Annotated in this window: 14 protein-coding genes; 4 read left to right on the forward strand and 10 right to left on the reverse strand. The window is 73.0% G+C overall.

Going from position 1 to position 15,438, the window contains the following annotated elements:
• Nucleotides 1-10 precede the first annotated feature (10 nt).
• Complete coding sequence (locus ACZ45Q_RS28835; protein WP_003974383.1) at nucleotides 11-370, reverse strand: NADH-quinone oxidoreductase subunit A; 360 nt, start codon at nucleotides 368-370, stop codon at nucleotides 11-13.
• A gap of 754 nt (nucleotides 371-1,124) precedes the next feature.
• Here ACZ45Q_RS28835 and ACZ45Q_RS28840 point away from each other — a divergent pair.
• Nucleotides 1,125-1,964, forward strand: a complete 840-nt coding sequence (locus tag ACZ45Q_RS28840; protein ID WP_468266603.1) for a C40 family peptidase — start codon at nucleotides 1,125-1,127, stop codon at nucleotides 1,962-1,964.
• A 196-nt stretch (nucleotides 1,965-2,160) separates the two neighbouring features.
• On the opposite strand, the gene ACZ45Q_RS28845 is transcribed toward ACZ45Q_RS28840, so the two are convergent.
• A complete protein-coding gene (locus tag ACZ45Q_RS28845; RefSeq protein ID WP_468266605.1) occupies nucleotides 2,161-3,453 on the reverse strand; it encodes a geranylgeranyl reductase family protein in 1,293 nt (430 codons plus the stop codon).
• A 158-nt stretch (nucleotides 3,454-3,611) separates the two neighbouring features.
• On the opposite strand from ACZ45Q_RS28845, the gene ACZ45Q_RS28850 reads away from it, so the two are divergent.
• Nucleotides 3,612-4,130, forward strand: coding sequence for a GNAT family N-acetyltransferase (locus tag ACZ45Q_RS28850; protein WP_468266607.1), 519 nt, complete (start codon nucleotides 3,612-3,614; stop codon nucleotides 4,128-4,130).
• Nucleotides 4,131-4,222: 92 nt separating this feature from the next.
• Nucleotides 4,223-4,570, forward strand: coding sequence for a PASTA domain-containing protein (locus ACZ45Q_RS28855; protein ID WP_468266609.1), 348 nt, complete (start codon nucleotides 4,223-4,225; stop codon nucleotides 4,568-4,570).
• Between the two features lie 35 nt (nucleotides 4,571-4,605).
• On the opposite strand, the gene ACZ45Q_RS28860 is transcribed toward ACZ45Q_RS28855, so the two are convergent.
• From ACZ45Q_RS28860 to ACZ45Q_RS28885, 6 genes are all read right to left on the reverse strand, one after another.
• A complete protein-coding gene (locus ACZ45Q_RS28860) occupies nucleotides 4,606-5,301 on the reverse strand; it encodes a demethylmenaquinone methyltransferase (RefSeq protein ID WP_468266611.1) in 696 nt (231 codons plus the stop codon).
• A gap of 31 nt (nucleotides 5,302-5,332) precedes the next feature.
• The gene (locus ACZ45Q_RS28865; protein WP_468266613.1) at nucleotides 5,333-5,932 is read right to left on the reverse strand and encodes an imidazolonepropionase-like domain-containing protein; all 600 of its coding nucleotides are present in this window, start codon (nucleotides 5,930-5,932) and stop codon (nucleotides 5,333-5,335) included.
• A 7-nt stretch (nucleotides 5,933-5,939) separates the two neighbouring features.
• Nucleotides 5,940-7,139 carry a cyclic dehypoxanthinyl futalosine synthase gene (mqnC, locus tag ACZ45Q_RS28870; protein ID WP_468266615.1) on the reverse strand — a complete coding sequence of 400 codons (1,200 nt, stop codon included), beginning with the start codon at nucleotides 7,137-7,139 and terminating at the stop codon, nucleotides 5,940-5,942.
• A gap of 78 nt (nucleotides 7,140-7,217) precedes the next feature.
• Entirely contained in the window at nucleotides 7,218-7,964 is a 747-nt protein-coding gene (locus ACZ45Q_RS28875; protein ID WP_468266617.1) for a prepilin peptidase, read from the reverse strand.
• A 289-nt stretch (nucleotides 7,965-8,253) separates the two neighbouring features.
• Entirely contained in the window at nucleotides 8,254-10,203 is a 1,950-nt protein-coding gene (locus ACZ45Q_RS28880) for a serine/threonine-protein kinase (protein WP_468266619.1), read from the reverse strand.
• Between the two features lie 85 nt (nucleotides 10,204-10,288).
• Nucleotides 10,289-11,137, reverse strand: a complete 849-nt coding sequence (locus ACZ45Q_RS28885; RefSeq protein ID WP_468266621.1) for a menaquinone biosynthetic enzyme MqnA/MqnD family protein — start codon at nucleotides 11,135-11,137, stop codon at nucleotides 10,289-10,291.
• A gap of 289 nt (nucleotides 11,138-11,426) precedes the next feature.
• Here ACZ45Q_RS28885 and ACZ45Q_RS28890 point away from each other — a divergent pair, with 289 nt between their 5' ends.
• Nucleotides 11,427-11,630 carry a cold-shock protein gene (locus tag ACZ45Q_RS28890; protein ID WP_004984723.1) on the forward strand — a complete coding sequence of 68 codons (204 nt, stop codon included), beginning with the start codon at nucleotides 11,427-11,429 and terminating at the stop codon, nucleotides 11,628-11,630.
• A gap of 152 nt (nucleotides 11,631-11,782) precedes the next feature.
• Here ACZ45Q_RS28890 and ACZ45Q_RS28895 read toward each other — a convergent pair whose 3' ends face one another.
• Both ACZ45Q_RS28895 and ACZ45Q_RS28900 read right to left on the reverse strand, forming a co-directional pair.
• A complete protein-coding gene (locus tag ACZ45Q_RS28895) occupies nucleotides 11,783-13,735 on the reverse strand; it encodes an AMP-dependent synthetase/ligase (RefSeq protein WP_468266623.1) in 1,953 nt (650 codons plus the stop codon).
• 281 nt (nucleotides 13,736-14,016) lie between these two features.
• Complete coding sequence (locus ACZ45Q_RS28900) at nucleotides 14,017-15,303, reverse strand: acetyl-CoA C-acetyltransferase (RefSeq protein ID WP_468266625.1); 1,287 nt, start codon at nucleotides 15,301-15,303, stop codon at nucleotides 14,017-14,019.
• Between the last annotated feature and the right edge of the window lie 135 nt (nucleotides 15,304-15,438).

Genomic DNA, 15,438 nt, shown 5'->3' on the forward strand with positions numbered 1-15,438 from the left:
TAAAGGCCCCTCAGTCCCATTCCAGGCCGCCGCGCCGCCATACGTACGCGTACGCGACGAAGACGGTGAGCACGAAGAGCAACATCTCCACGAGCCCGAAAATCCCCAGGGCGTCGAAGGTGACGGCCCAGGGGTAGAGGAAGACGATCTCGATATCGAAGATGATGAAGAGCATCGCCGTCAGGTAGTACTTGATCGGGAAGCGCCCGCCGCCGGCCGGCGTGGGGGTCGGCTCGATCCCGCACTCGTAGGCCTCGAGCTTGGCCCGGTTGTACCGCTTCGGACCGATCAGCGTGGCCATGACCACGGAGAAGATCGCAAAGCCTGCCCCGAGGGCTCCCAGTACGAGGATGGGCGCATACGCGTTCACCGCTCCTCGCTCCTCTCAGTCGGCACTGACTGCTGGCGGTTGCACTGGGCTCACTTCCGCCCCGGCAGTCCCACGAACCCCGCTGGTCCCGGCGAAGATCGAGAACATGTGAAGCAGGTCACAAGCCCAACTGCTCCGCATCTTATGCCCGCGGCTCTGTGATCTGCGACACGGGGTATTGCACAAGCTTTGTGATCTCCACCACCTGACGAAGGATCATGAAGTCGTATCAGCGGTGATCTTCGTACAGGAAGCGTCCGAGTGGTCACCAGAGGTGACATTTTCGCTCGTCGCCGCTGGCCAGAGGGTGCGTCTCCATATCAAGAGGGTTCCCGCGCATGCAAATTGGTGCCGGACGCGATCTCTTGGTAGAGGAACCCGTTCACACATCAGAGGGAGGAGCGGAGCCCGGTGTGGACGCGTGCACGCGTTCACGAGCGGACCGTGGCGCCGCGACCCCGGCACGGGCGCGCGGGACGCGACCGCAGCGGTAACCGTTCCGTGACCTCCGCCACATCGATGAGAGGCCCGTGAGAAGCGGGCTTGGCCAACCGCCTCAACCAGTGGTAGGCGGGGAGCAATTCGGGCGTAACGATCAAAGCCCGTGATCACAGGCGTATCACAGGCGTCCGCAATGTCCGTTACGGCGTCAATAAAGGCCGACACGCCCGGGATTCAGGGGCTCGGTTGAACAACTGTGGCGCAGCACACGTTTCTTGAAGGTATGGAGGAGCTCCTGATACCGGTTGTTTCCATGTCCCACACCGCTCACATACGCAGCCACCGGAAGCCCCGCCGCAGCGCGTCCAAAATCGCGATGCGGGCCGGAGTCACCGGTGGCGTCCTCAGCACCCTGGCCGTGGCCGGGGCCGCCGGGTCGGCGAATGCCGCCGAGCCGGTCACGCAGACGCTGGAACTGCCCACCCTGACGGGTGACCTGGCCGCTCAGGTCGCCCAGTCCGCGGAGGCCACCCAGCTGGCGGCTGCGAACTACGAGCTGCGTGCCGAGCGTGACGCGGCCGCCGCGAAGGCCGCCAAGGAAGCCAAGGCGGACCTGAAGGAAGCCAAGAAGAAGGCGGAGGAGGAGCGGAAGAAGGCCGAGGAGGCCGCCCGCAAGGCCGCCGCCGAGCGCGCCGCCCGCAGCAGCGAGCGCGCCACCCTGAGCGCCTCCGTGGACACCGGCTCCACGGGGTCCTCCGCCTCCGCCGGCGCCTCCACGAGCACCAGCACCTCCGCCACCGGCTCCGCCGCGGCGGTCGTCTCCTTCGTGCAGGCCCAGGTCGGCGACGCCTACGTCTCCGGCGGCACCGGCCCCAACTCCTGGGACTGCTCCGGCCTGGTGCAGGCCGCCTTCCGCCAGGTCGGCGTGGACCTGCCGCGGGTCTCGCAGTCGCAGTCCACCGCCGGCACCCAGGTCTCGCTGAGCAACCTCCAGCCGGGCGACATCCTCTACTGGGGCGGCGCCGGCAGCGCGTACCACGTGGCCGTCTACATCGGCAACGGCCAGTTCGTCGGCGCGCAGAACCCGTCCTCCGGCGTCGTACAGGCGTCGCTGGACTACGACCCGCCGAGCGGCGCGGTGCGCGTGCTGTAGTTCCGGCACCCGCGCACACGGACGCGAAGAAGGGCCGCAGCCGCTCGGGGGCTGCGGCCCTTCGGCCGTGCCGGGCGCTTCGGCCGTGCCGGGCGCTCCAGCCGTGTCGGGTGCTTCGGCGGTACCCGGCGCTACGGCGGTGCCGGGGGCTGCGGCCGTCGGCGGCGGGAACGTGCGGTCCCGCCGCCCGCGCGCGTCACGCCTTCGGCGCCACCTTGGTCAGGCCGTTGATGATGCGGTCCATCGCGTCGCCGCCCGTGGGGTCGGTCAGGTTGGCCAGGAGCTTGAGGGTGAACCGCATCAGCATCGGGTGCGTCAGGCCCCGCTGCGCCGCGATCTGCATGACCTTCGGGTTGCCGATGAGCTTCACGAAGGCGCGGCCGAGCGTGTAGTAGCCGCCGTAGGTGTCCTTCAGGACCCGCGGGTAGCGCTGGAGGGCGGTCTCGCGCTGGGCCGGCGTCGCCCGCGCGTGCGCCTGCACGATGACGTCGGCGGCGATCTGGCCGGACTCCATGGCGTAGGCGATGCCCTCGCCGTTGAAGGGGTTCACCAGGCCCCCCGCGTCGCCGACGAGCAGCAGGCCGCGCGTGTAGTGCGGCTGGCGGTTGAAGGCCATCGGCAGCGCGGCCCCGCGGATGGGCCCGGTCATGTTCTCCGGCGTGTAGCCCCAGTCCTCGGGCATGGAGGCGCACCAGGCCTTGAGCACCTCGCGCCAGTCCAGCTCCTTGAAGGAGTCGGAGGTGTTGAGGACGCCGAGGCCGACGTTGCTCGTCCCGTCGCCCATGCCGAAGATCCAGCCGTAGCCGGGCAGCAGGCGGTCCTGGGGGCCGCGCCGGTCCCACAGTTCCAGCCAGGACTCCAGGTAGTCGTCGTCGTGGCGGGGGCTGGTGAAGTAGGTGCGGACGGCGACGCCCATCGGACGGTCCTCGCGGCGGTGCAGGCCCATCGCCAGCGACAGCCGGGTGGAGTTGCCGTCGGCGGCGACGACCAGCGGCGCGTGGAAGGTGACCTCCCGCTTGTCCTCGCCCAGCTTGGCCTTGACGCCCGTGATGCGGCCGGTGCGGTCGTCGACGATCGGGGCGCCGACGTTGCAGCGCTCGTAGAGCCGGGCGCCGGCCTTCTGGGCCTGCCGGGCGAGCTGTTCGTCGAAGTCGTCGCGCTTGCGGACGAGTCCGTAGTCGGGGAAGGACGCCAGCTCGGGCCAGTCCAGCTGGAGGCGGACGCCGCCGCCGATGATGCGCAGACCCTTGTTGCGCAGCCAGCCGGCCTCCTCGGAGATGTCGATGCCCATCGCCACGAGCTGCTTGGTCGCGCGCGGCGTGAGTCCGTCGCCGCAGACCTTCTCGCGGGGGAACGCGGTCTTCTCCAGCAGCAGGACGTCGAGTCCGGCCCGGGCCAGGTGGTACGCGGTCGTGGAGCCGGCCGGCCCCGCGCCCACGACGATCACGTCGGCGGTGTTCTCGGAGAGGGGCTCAGTCTCGACGGTCACGGCGGGATCTCCCCAAGTTCAGAATCTGCGTGCCGACCGGCACCGGACATGGGCAGTCTATTCAGCGTCACCGATCTCCCGGCTGAAGGGCTGCCTCCGTGAACCGAGCCCCTGTGGACCCCACTCCAGCGGACCGGACTCCTGTGGACCCGACTCCTGTGGACCCGGCTCCTGCGGACCGCACGCCCGCCGTGCGGTTGCGCGTCCCCACCCACGAGGACGCCCTCGCCTGGCACCGGGTCTTCGCCGACCCCGAGGTCATGGAGTTCCACGGCGGACGGACGGCCGAGCTGTCGGTGTACGAGGAACTCACCGCCCGTCAGCGGCGGCACGACGCCGAGCTGGGCTTCTGCCTGTGGACGGTGCTCGACGAGCGCGGCGAGGTCGTCGGCTTCACCGGCGCGCAGCCGTGGCCCCGGGACTGGGGCCCCACGGGGGAGATCGAGATCGGCTGGCGGCTCGGCCGGGCGTACTGGGGCAGGGGGTACGTCACGGCGGCGGCACGGCAGACCCTGGAGCGGGTGCGGGCGGCGGGGGTGACGGACGTGGTGGCGATGGTCGACGCCCGCAACGCCCGGTCCATCGCGGTCACGCGGCGCCTGGGCATGCGGTTGGCGGAGGTCTTCACGACACCGGCCTCGGAGCGGGAGGGGCACTGCTACCGGCTCACTCTGTGACCGAGGGTGACCGTTCGTCACAGATAGCCACATGACGCTTCCGGCGGATGCGCGGCGGGGCTACTCTGCCCGTACCGCTGGGGGTGACATCTGTGCGCACCATACGCGAGACGCCCGAAGTACGCGTTCCCCACCTGGTCGGACTCATGGCCGTGGACGCCCGGGAAGCGGCCCGGGCGCGGGGCCTGGCCCTGACCGCGCCGGACCGGCCCGACTTCCACCACGCCGTCCTCGAGTACGTCGTACGCCAGTACCCGCGTCCCGGGGCCGAGGTGCCGCGGGAGTCGACGGTGTTCGTCTGGCTCGGCTGCGCGGAGGGCGAGGGCGGCGGCGGCATCCGGCAACCGCGGGAGCCGAGACCGCCGCGGGGCGGCCTGCGGCGGGAACTGGCCGAGCCGCGCGACCGTCCCGCCTGCTCGGCGCTGGGCGCCTCCGGCTGACCGGTACCCGGCCCCGGGCGCCTCCGGCTGACCGGTCAGGCCTCCTTGAACCCCCGGTGCAGCGCGACCACGCCGCCGGTCAGGTTCCGCCAGGCCACCTTCGACCAGCCTGCGTCGCGCAGCCGTGCGGCCAGGCCGGCCTGGTCGGGCCAGGCGCGGATGGACTCCGCGAGGTAGACGTACGCCTCCGGGTTGGAGGAGACGGCACGGGCGACGGGCGGCAGGGCGCGCATCAGGTACTCGGTGTAGACGGTGCGGAACGGCGCCCACGTCGGGTGCGAGAACTCGCAGATGACGACCCGTCCGCCGGGCCGCGTCACCCGGTACATCTCGCGCAGCGCGGCGTCCGTGTCCTGGACGTTGCGCAGCCCGAAGGAGATGGTGACGGCGTCGAAGACGTCGTCGGCGAAGGGCAGCCGGGTGGCGTCCCCGGCGGTGAACGGCAGCCACGCGTGGCGCCGCTTGCCGACCTGGAGCATGCCGAGGGAGAAGTCGCACGGGACGACGTACGCGCCGGTGCGGGCGAAGGGGAGGGAGGAGGTGGCCGTCCCCGCCGCGAGGTCGAGGACCTTCTGCGCGGGGCGGGCGTCGACGGCCCGGGCGACCTCCTTGCGCCACACCCGGTCCTGGCCGAGCGACAGCACGTCGTTGGTGAGGTCGTACCGTTCCGCCACGTCATCGAACATCGAGGCGACTTCGTGCGGCTGCTTGTTCAGGGAAGCGCGGGTCACGCCCCCATTGTGGCAGGCTGCCCCCTTGTGCCTACGCCCGCCTGTACACCAGACGGCCGCCGACGACCGTGGCCACGCACGTCGAGGCGCCCCGGCGCACGAGCGCGGCCCGGTCGGGCACGTCGAACACCGCGAACCGCGCGGCCCCTCCGGCGGCGAGGCCCGGCAGCAGCACGAGCGGCACCGGGGAGAACGACGGCGGCCCCGGCAGGCCGGCCGGACGGCCGCCCACGGCGAGACCCGCCCGGCGCACGGCGTCCAGCGCGGCCCGGCCGCGCAGTTCACCGGCGATCGCGACCGTGCCGTGCGCCAGCATCCGCTGCACCCCGCGGCGTGCGCTGGCCCCCGCGGCGGACGGGGCGGCGTTCAGCAGCGCCCGCCCGCGGCTGCCGAGGACCGGCTCGGTGCCGAGCCGGTCGGCCTCGCGCGGGTCGGGATGGTAGGCCTGCTCCAGCAGTTCGGGGCCGTAGGGGTTGAGCAGGCCGGGCGTGAGGATGCCGGGCCAGCGCCGCACCCGCGCCCGCGGGTGGGCGGCGGCCAGCTCCTCGTAGGGGCCGACGGCGGCGATCTGCGCGCCGTCGACCAGGACGGCCGCCTCGGGCGAGGCCTCGGCGACGTGGATCGTGAGCACGGCGGCGTCAGTTGGAGGCGAGGAGCTTCAGCTCCGGGTGGGCGGTGCCGCCCTCGATCGCGGTGGACGAGATGTGGGACATCACCTGCTCGTCGACCGGGTCGTTCGCCGGGTCGTCGTGGACGACCAGGTGCTCGTACGTCGTCGAGCGCTGCGCCGGGACACGGCCCGCCCGGCGGATCAGGTCGATGATCTCCAGCCGGTTGGAGCGGTGCTTGGCGCCGGCGGAGGAGACGACGTTCTCCTCCAGCATGATCGAGCCGAGGTCGTCGGCGCCGTAGTGCAGGGAGAGCTGGCCGACCTCCTTGCCGGTGGTCAGCCAGGAGCCCTGGATGTGCGCCACGTTGTCCAGGAAGAGCCGGGCGATGGCGATCATCCGCAGGTACTCGAAGAGCGTGGCCTGGGTGCGGCCCTTCAGGTGGTTGTTCTCGGGCTGGTAGGTGTAGGGGATGAAGGCGCGGAAGCCGCCGGTGCGGTCCTGCACGTCCCGGATCATCCGCAGGTGCTCGATCCGCTCGGCGTTGGTCTCGCCGGTGCCCATGAGCATGGTGGACGTGGACTCGACGCCCAGGTTGTGGGCGATCTCCATGATCTCCAGCCAGCGCTCGCCGGACTCCTTCAGCGGCGCGATGGCCTTGCGCGGCCGCTCGGGCAGCAGTTCGGCGCCGGCGCCGGCGAAGGAGTCGAGCCCGGCCGCGTGGATGCGCTGGATCGCCTCCTCGACCGACACCTTCGAGATCCGCGCCATGTGCTCGACCTCGCTCGCCCCCAGGCTGTGGATGACGAGCTGCGGGAACGCCTTCTTGATGGCGGCGAAGTGCTTCTCGTAGTACTCGACGCCGTAGTCCGGGTGGTGTCCGCCCTGGAACATGATCTGCGTGCCGCCCAGTTCGACGGTCTCCGCGCAGCGGCGCAGGATGTCGTCGAGGTCGCGGGTCCAGCCCTTCGCCGTGTCCTTCGGGGCCGCGTAGAAGGCGCAGAACTTGCACGCCGTGACGCATACGTTGGTGTAGTTGATGTTGCGCTCGATGATGTACGTGGCGATGTGCTCCGTACCGGCGTACTTCCGCCTGCGGGCGGCGTCCGCGGCGGCGCCCAGCGCGTGCAGGGGGGCGTCGCGGTAGAGGACGAGGGCCTCTTCGGGGGTGATCCGCCCACCGGCGGCGGCACGGTCGAGGACGGTCTGAAGGTCGGCCTTCTCGGTCACCGGCGTCCCTTTCGCAAGGTTCGTAAGGGTTGTGGACGGACTCGACCAGCGTACGCCAGGGGTTTTCCCCGGCCTTCCTCAGGCTGCGCCGGCTCCCACGACCACGCCGAGGAAGGTTCCCGCGAGGAGGAACGGCCCGAAGGCGACGGCCGTCCGGCGCCCGGCCCGGCGCGCGACGACGAGTGCCCCGCCGTACAGCGCCCCGAGCACGAACCCGGCGAGGGTGCCGAGCATCACCGCCGACCAGCCGTACCAGCCGAGTACGGCACCGGCTCCGAGGGCCAGTTTCACGTCGCCGAAGCCCATGCCGGCCGGGTTGATCAGCCACAGCACGAAGTAGCCGGCGCCCAGGGCCGGGACGCCGAGCAGGGCGGTGGTCCAGGACCCGGCGTGCTCGGGCATGAGCGCGGCCGCACCGAGCAGCGCGAGCGCGGCGCCGGCGAACGGCAGGGTGAGCGGGTCGGGCAGCCGGGCCACCCGCAGGTCGACGACCGCCAGCAGCACGCCGACGGGCGCGAGCAGCAGCCAGACGGCCAGTTCGGGCCGGGTACCGGTGGCGGCGGCGAGCGCGGCGCAGACGACGGCGGTGACGGCGGCGGGGGCGGCCGGGCCGGGGGCGTACGACGCGGCGTCCGCCGCGCATCGGCGGCACCGGGCCCGGCCGAGCCAGCCGGGGACCGGGTGCCCGCGCGGGCACCGCGCCCGCCACGGCTCCCCGGCCGGGGCCGCGAAGCGGTAGGCGGCGCGCGGCAGCAGCGCGCCGGACGCCGCGCCCCACAGGACGGCGACGGCGACGAGCACCGCGCCGACGGCCGTGCCGGTCACGGCTCCCCCTGCCCCGCGCGTGTTCCGTGACCCGCCTGCGTCTCCTGCTCCGCCTGCCTCTCGTGCCCCGCCTGCGTCCCCTGCCCAGCCTGCGTCTGCTCCGCCTGCTTCCCCTGCCCTGCCTGCGTCTGCTCCGCCTGCGTCCCCTGCTCCAAATGCTCGGCCGCGCCCGGTTTCTGCGTCACCTGTCGGCTCCCCCTCCACTCCGCTCGCCGCCGCAGTCACCTTAGTGAGCGCCGAGGGCGGGGGACCCGGACGTGGCGAGCGCGGGCAGGCGGGACACCGCGCGCTACTCGATCTTCGACAGGCGGGCCTCGGGGCGCCCCGAGCCCTTGCTGTCGGACTCGTAGCGCAGGTCGTCGCCGACGGGGGTGAGGCGGACGGTGTGCCGGGCCTGGTCGCAGACGCCGCGGTTGCCCTCGGCGCCGACCGCGCTCGCGACGATGTGCTCGTCCGTCACCTGCTTCAACGTCAGGACGTCGTCGCAGGTGCCGCCGAGCAGGTCGGTGTGGCGCAGGGTGCCCAGCCGCTCGCCCGCCCCGGCCTTCTCGACGGTCAGCCGGAACGTGCCCATCGGAATGTTGCCGTCCCGTGCGACGGCCTGGCCCTCCCACGTGCCGAGGTAGGCGTCCGGGACCGGCTCGCCGGCACCTCCGCGGGGCGGGTCGGAGGGGGCGGCGGAGACCGACGCGGAGGGCCGCGGGGCGGCGTCGTTCCCCTTGCCGCCGGAGCTGCCCGGCAGCAGGTCGAGGACGAACACCGAGCCGACGGTCACGGCGGCCAGCGCGCCGGCCACCGCGAGGGCGACCGTGCAGCTCACTCTGCGGACCCGGCCGGTGCCCTCCGGGGCCGACGTGGCCGCCACGGAGAGGGAGGCCCTGCCGGGCCGGCCGGCCGCGGTCCGGGTCCGCTCGTACGGGCGCTCGTCCCGCGGCGAGGGCACCGCGGACGCCGGTCCGGGCGGTGCCGCCGGTGGCGGCCCCGGCGGCATGACCGGCGGCGGCCCGAACGCCCCCGCCGTCACCGGACCAGCCGGCGCGCCCCCGGACGCCAGGGCTCCGGACGACACACCGTCACCGGTCGACGCGCCCTCGGCGTACACGCCTCCAGCCGGCACGCCCCCGGCCGTCACGCCACCAGCCGACGCATCCCCGGCCGACGCACCCCCGCCCGGCGCCCCACCCGCCGGCACACCCCCGGCCGACGGACTTCCCTGCCACTGCGCGCCCCGCACCCCGGACGCCGTTCCCCCCGGCTCGCCCACCGAGGGCCTGCTGAAGCCCACCGGGCCGGACGCCGCCGCCGGCGCCTCCCCCGTCGCCTCCAGGTTGAGCAGCTGTACGACGCTGCGGCTGACCTGTTCCACCAGGGGGCCGGGGAGCCAGCCGTCCGCCACCAGGCGGGCCGCGCCCCGCGGGGACAGCCGGCGGGCGATCTCCTGCGGGACCGGACGGGCGGCCGGGTCCTTGGCCAGGCACGCCTCGGCCACCTCCCGCACCTCCCCGTCCAGCGCGCCCAGCTCGGGCTCCTCATGGACGACCTTGTAGAGCAGGGCGGCCGAGGAGTCGCCCGGGAACGGCGGCTCGCCGGTCGCCGCGAAGGCGAGGACCGCGCCCAGCGAGAAGACGTCCGCCGCGCCCGTGACGCCCTTGCCGAGGATCTGCTCGGGCGCCATGTAGCCGGGCGAGCCGATCGACACGCCGGTCGAGGTCAGGGACGCCGTGCCCGCCCCGGGCTCCGTGCGGGAGGTGCCCTCGGTGGCACGGGCGATACCGAAGTCGATCAGGAGGGGGCCGTCGAGGGTGAGCAGGACGTTGGACGGCTTCACGTCGCGGTGGACGAGACCCAGGTCGTGCACGGCGGCCAGCGCCTCGCCGAGGCCCGCGCCCAGCGCCCGTACGGTGCCCTCCGGCAGCGCGCCGCAGTGGGCGACCGCCGCCGTCAGCGAGGGGCCGGCCACGTACGCCGTGGCCACCCAGGGCACGGGGGCCTGCGGGTCGGCGTCCAGGACGGGCGCGGTCCAGGCGCCGCCCACCCTTCGCGCGGCCTCCACCTCGCGGCGGAAACGGGCCCGGAACTCCTCGTCCAGCGCGAAGTGCGGGTGCACGATCTTCACGGCGACCGTGCGGCCCCCGGCGCTGCGGCCCAGGTAGACCCGGCCCATTCCGCCGGAGCCCAGCCGGCCGAGCAGCCGGTAGGGCCCCACGACGGTGGGTTCCCCGGTCTCCAGCGGCTGCATGGCGTCCCCTCCCCCCGTGCGCCGGTGGCCCGTACGGCCGTACGCCCGGCTCCCCAGCAGGGTAGTGCCGGGCGTGCGACGGGGTTCAGGGCCGGAGCAGGTCGACCTTCACGTCGGCCGGGAAGCCGGTCGTCGGGCCGACCCGGCGGGCGAACTCCGCGACCGCCTCCAGCTGCGGGGCGCCGAAGCGGAAGTCCAGGGTGGTGAAGTACTGCGCGAGGGTGCTCTCGTCGAAGTCCTCCCAGCGGGCCGCCTGCTCGGCGACCTTGCCGACCTCCTCCAGGGAGAGGTTGCGGGACTCCAGGAAGGCCTCGTGCACCTTGCGGGTGATCTCCGGCTCGCGTTCGGCGTATGCGCGCCGCGCCGCCCAGACCGCGAAGACGAACGGCAGGCCCGTCCACTCCTTCCACAGAGCGCCCAGGTCGTGCACGTCCAGGCCGAAGCGGGGGCCGTCGAGCATGTTGGCCCGCAGCGCCGCGTCCCCGATCAGCACGGCCGCGTCGGCCTCCCGCATCATCAGGCTCAGGTCCGGCGGGCAGCTGTAGTAGTCCGGCGCCACGCCGAAGCGCTCGGCCAGCAGCAGCTGGGCGAGCCGGACGGAGGTGCGCGAGGTCGACCCGAGGGCGACCCGGGCACCGTCCAGATTCTCCAGCGGGACCTGCGAGACGATCACGCACGACATCACCGGGCCGTCGCAGCCGACGGCGATGTCGGGGAAGGCGACGAGCTGGTCGGCGTGCTTGAGGAACTCGACCAGGGTGACCGGTCCGATGTCCAGGTCGCCTCGCACGAGCTGCTCGCTGAGCTTCTCCGGGGTGTCCTTCGTCAGCTCGAAGTCGAGGAGCGTGCCCGTTCTCGCGAGCCCCCAGTACAGGGGCAGGCAGTTCAGGAACTGGATGTGGCCGACACGCGGCCGGGTGCGAGAATTGTCCACATCGTGAGGCTAGCCCTCGCCCGGCGCCCGCCCGGCGCCGACCCCGGCGTCAGCCGGACGGCGGATGTGTTCAAACATACGGGTGAAGTGATCTTGGCCTCTATTGCTTTCGGTCTCCCGCGTGCTAGGCTCGCCGCAAGTTGCAGTTTGGTTTCCCTTGCAGTGCAGAGCCTGCGGAGCATGTGACCGCAGGCTCTAGTCATTATCAGACGTATGCAGTTGTGCAGAATTCATCTTCACACTTGCTGGTTCTGGAGCAGGGCAACCCTTTTGAGCCCAAGGAGGGCTTATGGCTACCGGAACCGTTAAGTGGTTCAACGCCGAAAAGGGCTTTGGTTTCATCGCCCAGGAGGGCGGCGGCCCCGACGTCTTCGTCCACTACTCCGCGATCAACGCGACCGGCTTCCGGTCCCTCGAGGAGAACCAGCAGGTGTCCTTCGACGTCACGCAGGGCCCGAAGGGCCCGCAGGCGGAGAACGTCACTCCTGTCTGATCGACCAGCAGTACCCAAGGAGCCCCACGCCACACCGGCGACGGGGCTCCTGCCCTTTTCCGCCCCTTTCCGGAGGACTCACCCCGCTGAATTCCGGGTGAATTCCTCGTAGCTCGCCACCGCTCGCGCCGCCGTCACCGGCACCGTCTCCGTCATCTCGCCGGCCTGCGGCGCCCCTCGTCCGCGTACAGCTTCTCCACCGCCTCCGCGAAGTCCCGCAGGATCGCCTCTCGGCGCAGCTTCAGCGACGGGGTCAGGTGGCCCTCCTGCTCGGTGAAGTCCCGGGGGAGGACGGCGAAGCGGCGGATGGTCTCCGGGCGGGAGACCAGCCTGTTGGCCTCGTCGACCGCTCGTTGCAGGACCGCCAGCAGTTCCTCGTCGTCGGTCAGCAGCTCCGGCGGGACCGGGTGCTTGCCGATCATGCGGCGCCAGTGGGTGATGCCGTCGGGGTCGAGGGTGAACAGGGCGGTGACGTAGGGGCGGGCGTCGCCCAGGACCAGGCACTGGGAGATCAGCGGGTGGGAGCGCAGCCAGTTCTCCAGCGGGGCCGGCGCCACGCTCTTGCCGCCCGCCGTGATCAGCAGTTCCTTCTTGCGGCCGGTGATCGTCAGGTACCCCTCGTCGTCCAGGGCGCCGATGTCGCCGGTGGGGAACCAGCCGTCCGGCGCGGCCGGGACCACGCCGCCGGCGGCCGGGTCCCAGTAGCCGTGCAGGACCTGCTCGCCGGCGAGCAGGATCTCGCCGTCCGAGGCGATGCGGACCCGGGTGCCGGGCAGGGGCCAGCCCACGGTGCCCAGCCGGGGCTTCAGGGGCGGGGTCACCGTCGCGGCGCCCGTCGTCTCGGTCAGGCCGTAGCCCTCGTAGATCTCGATGCCCGCACCGGCGTAGAAGGCCGCCAGGCGGCGGCCCAGCGGGGAGCCGCCGCAGATGGCGTACCGGACCCGTCCGCCCATCGCGTTGCGCAGCCGGCGGTAGACCAGGGGGTCGTACAGGGCGCGGGCCGCCTTCAGGGCGCGAGAGGGGCCGCCGCCCGTGCCGGTCTGGTGGGCCTCCCGCGCCTCGCCGTACTTCACCGCCACCGACACCGCGCGGTCGAAGGTCGACGCCCGTCCGCCGGACTCGGCCTTGGCGCGGGCGGTGTTGAAGACCTTCTCCAGCATGTAGGGGATGGTGAGCAGGCAGGTGGGGCGGAAGGCCGCCAGGTCCGGCAGGAGGTCCTCCGGCTTCAGGCTGGGGGCGTGGCCGAGGCGGACGCGGGCGCGGACGCAGGCCACGGCCACCATGCGGCCGAAGACATGGGACATCGGCAGGAAGAGGAGGACGGACGCCTCGTCGTCGGTCCTCGCCTTGAAGACCGGGTAGAGCAGCTCGATCGCGTTGTCGACCTCGGCGAAGAAGTTGCCGTGGGTGAGGGCGCAGCCCTTCGGGCGGCCCGTGGTGCCGGAGGTGTAGATCAGGGTGGCGAGCGTGGCCGGGCTCAGCATGCCGCGGCGGACGTCGACCTCGGCGTCGGCGATGCCCGCGCCCGTCTCCGCGAGCCGGTCCACGTGCCCCTGGCCCATCACCCACAGGTGCCTGAGGTCGGGCATGTGCTGGAGTTCCGGGCCGAGGGCGGCGGCCTGGGCCGGTTCCTCCACGACCAGGGCGACGGCGCCCGAGTCCTGCACGATCCAGCGGGTCTGGAAGAGGGAGGAGGTCGGGTAGACCGGGACGGTCACCAGGCCGGCCGCCCAGGCGGCGAAGTCCAGGAGGGTCCACTCGTACGTCGTCCTGGCCATGATCGCCAGCCGGTCACCGGGCATCAGCCCCTCCGCGATCAGACCCTTGGCCACCGCCAGCACCTGTGCGGCGAACTCGCCGGCCGTCACGTCCGACCAGCTCCCGTCCGGGCCCTTGCGGCTGAGGACGACGGTGTCCGGCACGGCCGCGGCGTTCTCGAACGGCAGGTCGGCGAGCGAGCCGTGCCGCACCGGCGGCGCGAAGGGCGGGACGTACGCCTCCCGGACCGTCCCGTCCAGCCGCCGGATCTCGGGCTCCACGAGGGTGGGGCCGGGCGCGTCGGCGAAGGCGGCGGACGCGGCGAAGGAGGGGAGGGGGGTCGACACGGGCGGCTCCTGGGACGTGCAGCGGCGACACTGCCTGCTGCCTGAGGTACGTGCCTCGCGCGCCGGGGCGTTCACCGAGGCCTTCACCGACGGACCGCCACGGACAGGGGTTACCGCCGGTCAGGTGGGGATCGTACGAGGCTGTCGTGGCGGGTTGGTGCACGTTCGGGGAGGGTCCGGGGCCGGGTCTGTGCAATCCCGCAGGTTACGTGAGGGTAGATCACGTTCCCGGTGCGCGGGCGTCCGCCCGGCCCCGCGGCCCGGGGGCCGGGCGGCGGCCCTCAGGGGCGCTCCAGCACCGCCGTCACCCCCTGGCCGCCCGCCGCGCACACCGAGATCAGGCCCCGGCCGGGTCCCTCGCGCTCGGCGAGGAGCTTGGCCAGGGTCGCCACGATCCGGGCGCCGGTCGCCGCGAAGGGGTGGCCGGTGGCGAGGGAGGAGCCGGCCGCGTTGAGGCGGGCGCGGTCCACCGGGGGCAGCCCGCGCTTCTCCCAGGCGGCGAGGGTCGCCAGCACCTGGGAGGCGAACGCCTCGTGGATCTCGATCAGGTCGAAGTCGGACAGGGTCAGTCCGGCCCGCTCCAGCATGCGCGGGACCGCGTGGGCCGGGGCCATCAGCAGGCCGTCCTCGCCGCCCGCCACGTCACCGGCGACGAAGTCGACGGCCGCCGTCTCGTACGTCGTCAGATACGCCAGCGGCTCCAGGCCGCGCCGCTCGGCCCACTCCTCGCTCGCCAGCAGCACCGTCGCCGCGCCGTCCGTCAGCGGCGTCGAGTTGCCCGCGGTCATCGTGGGGCCGGGGTCCGCGACGCCGAACACCGGCTTCAGCGCGGCCAGTTTCTCCGGGGTCGAGTCCGGGCGCAGGTTCTCGTCGCGGGTCAGGCCGCGGAAGGGGACCACCAGGTCCTCGAAGAAGCCGCGCTCGTACGCCGCCGCCAGCCGCCGGTGGCTGGCGGCCGCCAGTTCGTCCTGGGCCTCGCGGGTGATGCCCCAGGCCCGGGCGGTCACGGCGGCGTGCTCGCCCATCGACAGGCCGGTGCGCGGCTCGGCGTTGCGCGGGATGTCGGGGACGAGGTGGGCGGGCCGGATCCTCGCCAGGGCCCTCGCCCGGCCCGCGAGGGACCTGGCGCGCCGCGCCTCCAGCAGCAGGCGCCGCAGCCGGTCGTTGACGCCGAGGGGTGCGTCGCTGGCCGTGTCGGCGCCGCCCGCGACCGCCGCCTCGGTCTGCCCGAGGGCGATCTTGTTGGCGGCGGCGATCACCGCCTGGAGACCGGTGCCGCAGGCCTGCTGGATGTCGTAGGCGGGTGTGCGCGGGTCCAGGGCCGAGCCGAGCACGGTCTCGCGGGCCAGGTTGAAGTCCCGGCTGTGCTTGAGGACCGCTCCGGCGACGAACTCGTCCACCGCGCCGGGGCCGCGCAGGCCGTAGCGCTCGGCCAGCCCGTCGAGGGCCGCCGTCAGCATCTCCTGGTTGGAGGCGGTGGCGTACGGGCCGTCGGAGCGGGCGAAGGGGACGCGGGCGCCGCCGACGATCGCGACGCGTCGCGCCGGCGGTGGACTGACGGGGCTCATCTCGACCTGCTCCTCACCGTCGACCTAGACTTACCTCCGGTAACCTTACTCCAGAGTAAGGACTATGCGACCGTCCGGGGCCCGGTCGGCCGTCCCGCGGCCGTCCGAAGCCCAGCCGAAACCCGGTCGGCCGGA

The sequence above is a fragment of the Streptomyces sp. NPDC031049 genome, assembly GCF_055571015.1.

Excerpts from the sequence above, each read along its gene's own strand:
- ACZ45Q_RS28900 (WP_468266625.1), bottom strand. The coding sequence starts at position 15,303 with ATGAGCCCCGTCAGTCCACCGCCGGCGCGACGCGTCGCGATCGTCGGC.
- ACZ45Q_RS28890 (WP_004984723.1), top strand. The coding sequence starts at position 11,427 with ATGGCTACCGGAACCGTTAAGTGGTTCAACGCCGAAAAGGGCTTTGGT.
- ACZ45Q_RS28840 (WP_468266603.1), top strand. The coding sequence starts at position 1,125 with ATGTCCCACACCGCTCACATACGCAGCCACCGGAAGCCCCGCCGCAGC.
- ACZ45Q_RS28880 (WP_468266619.1), bottom strand. The coding sequence starts at position 10,203 with ATGCAGCCGCTGGAGACCGGGGAACCCACCGTCGTGGGGCCCTACCGG.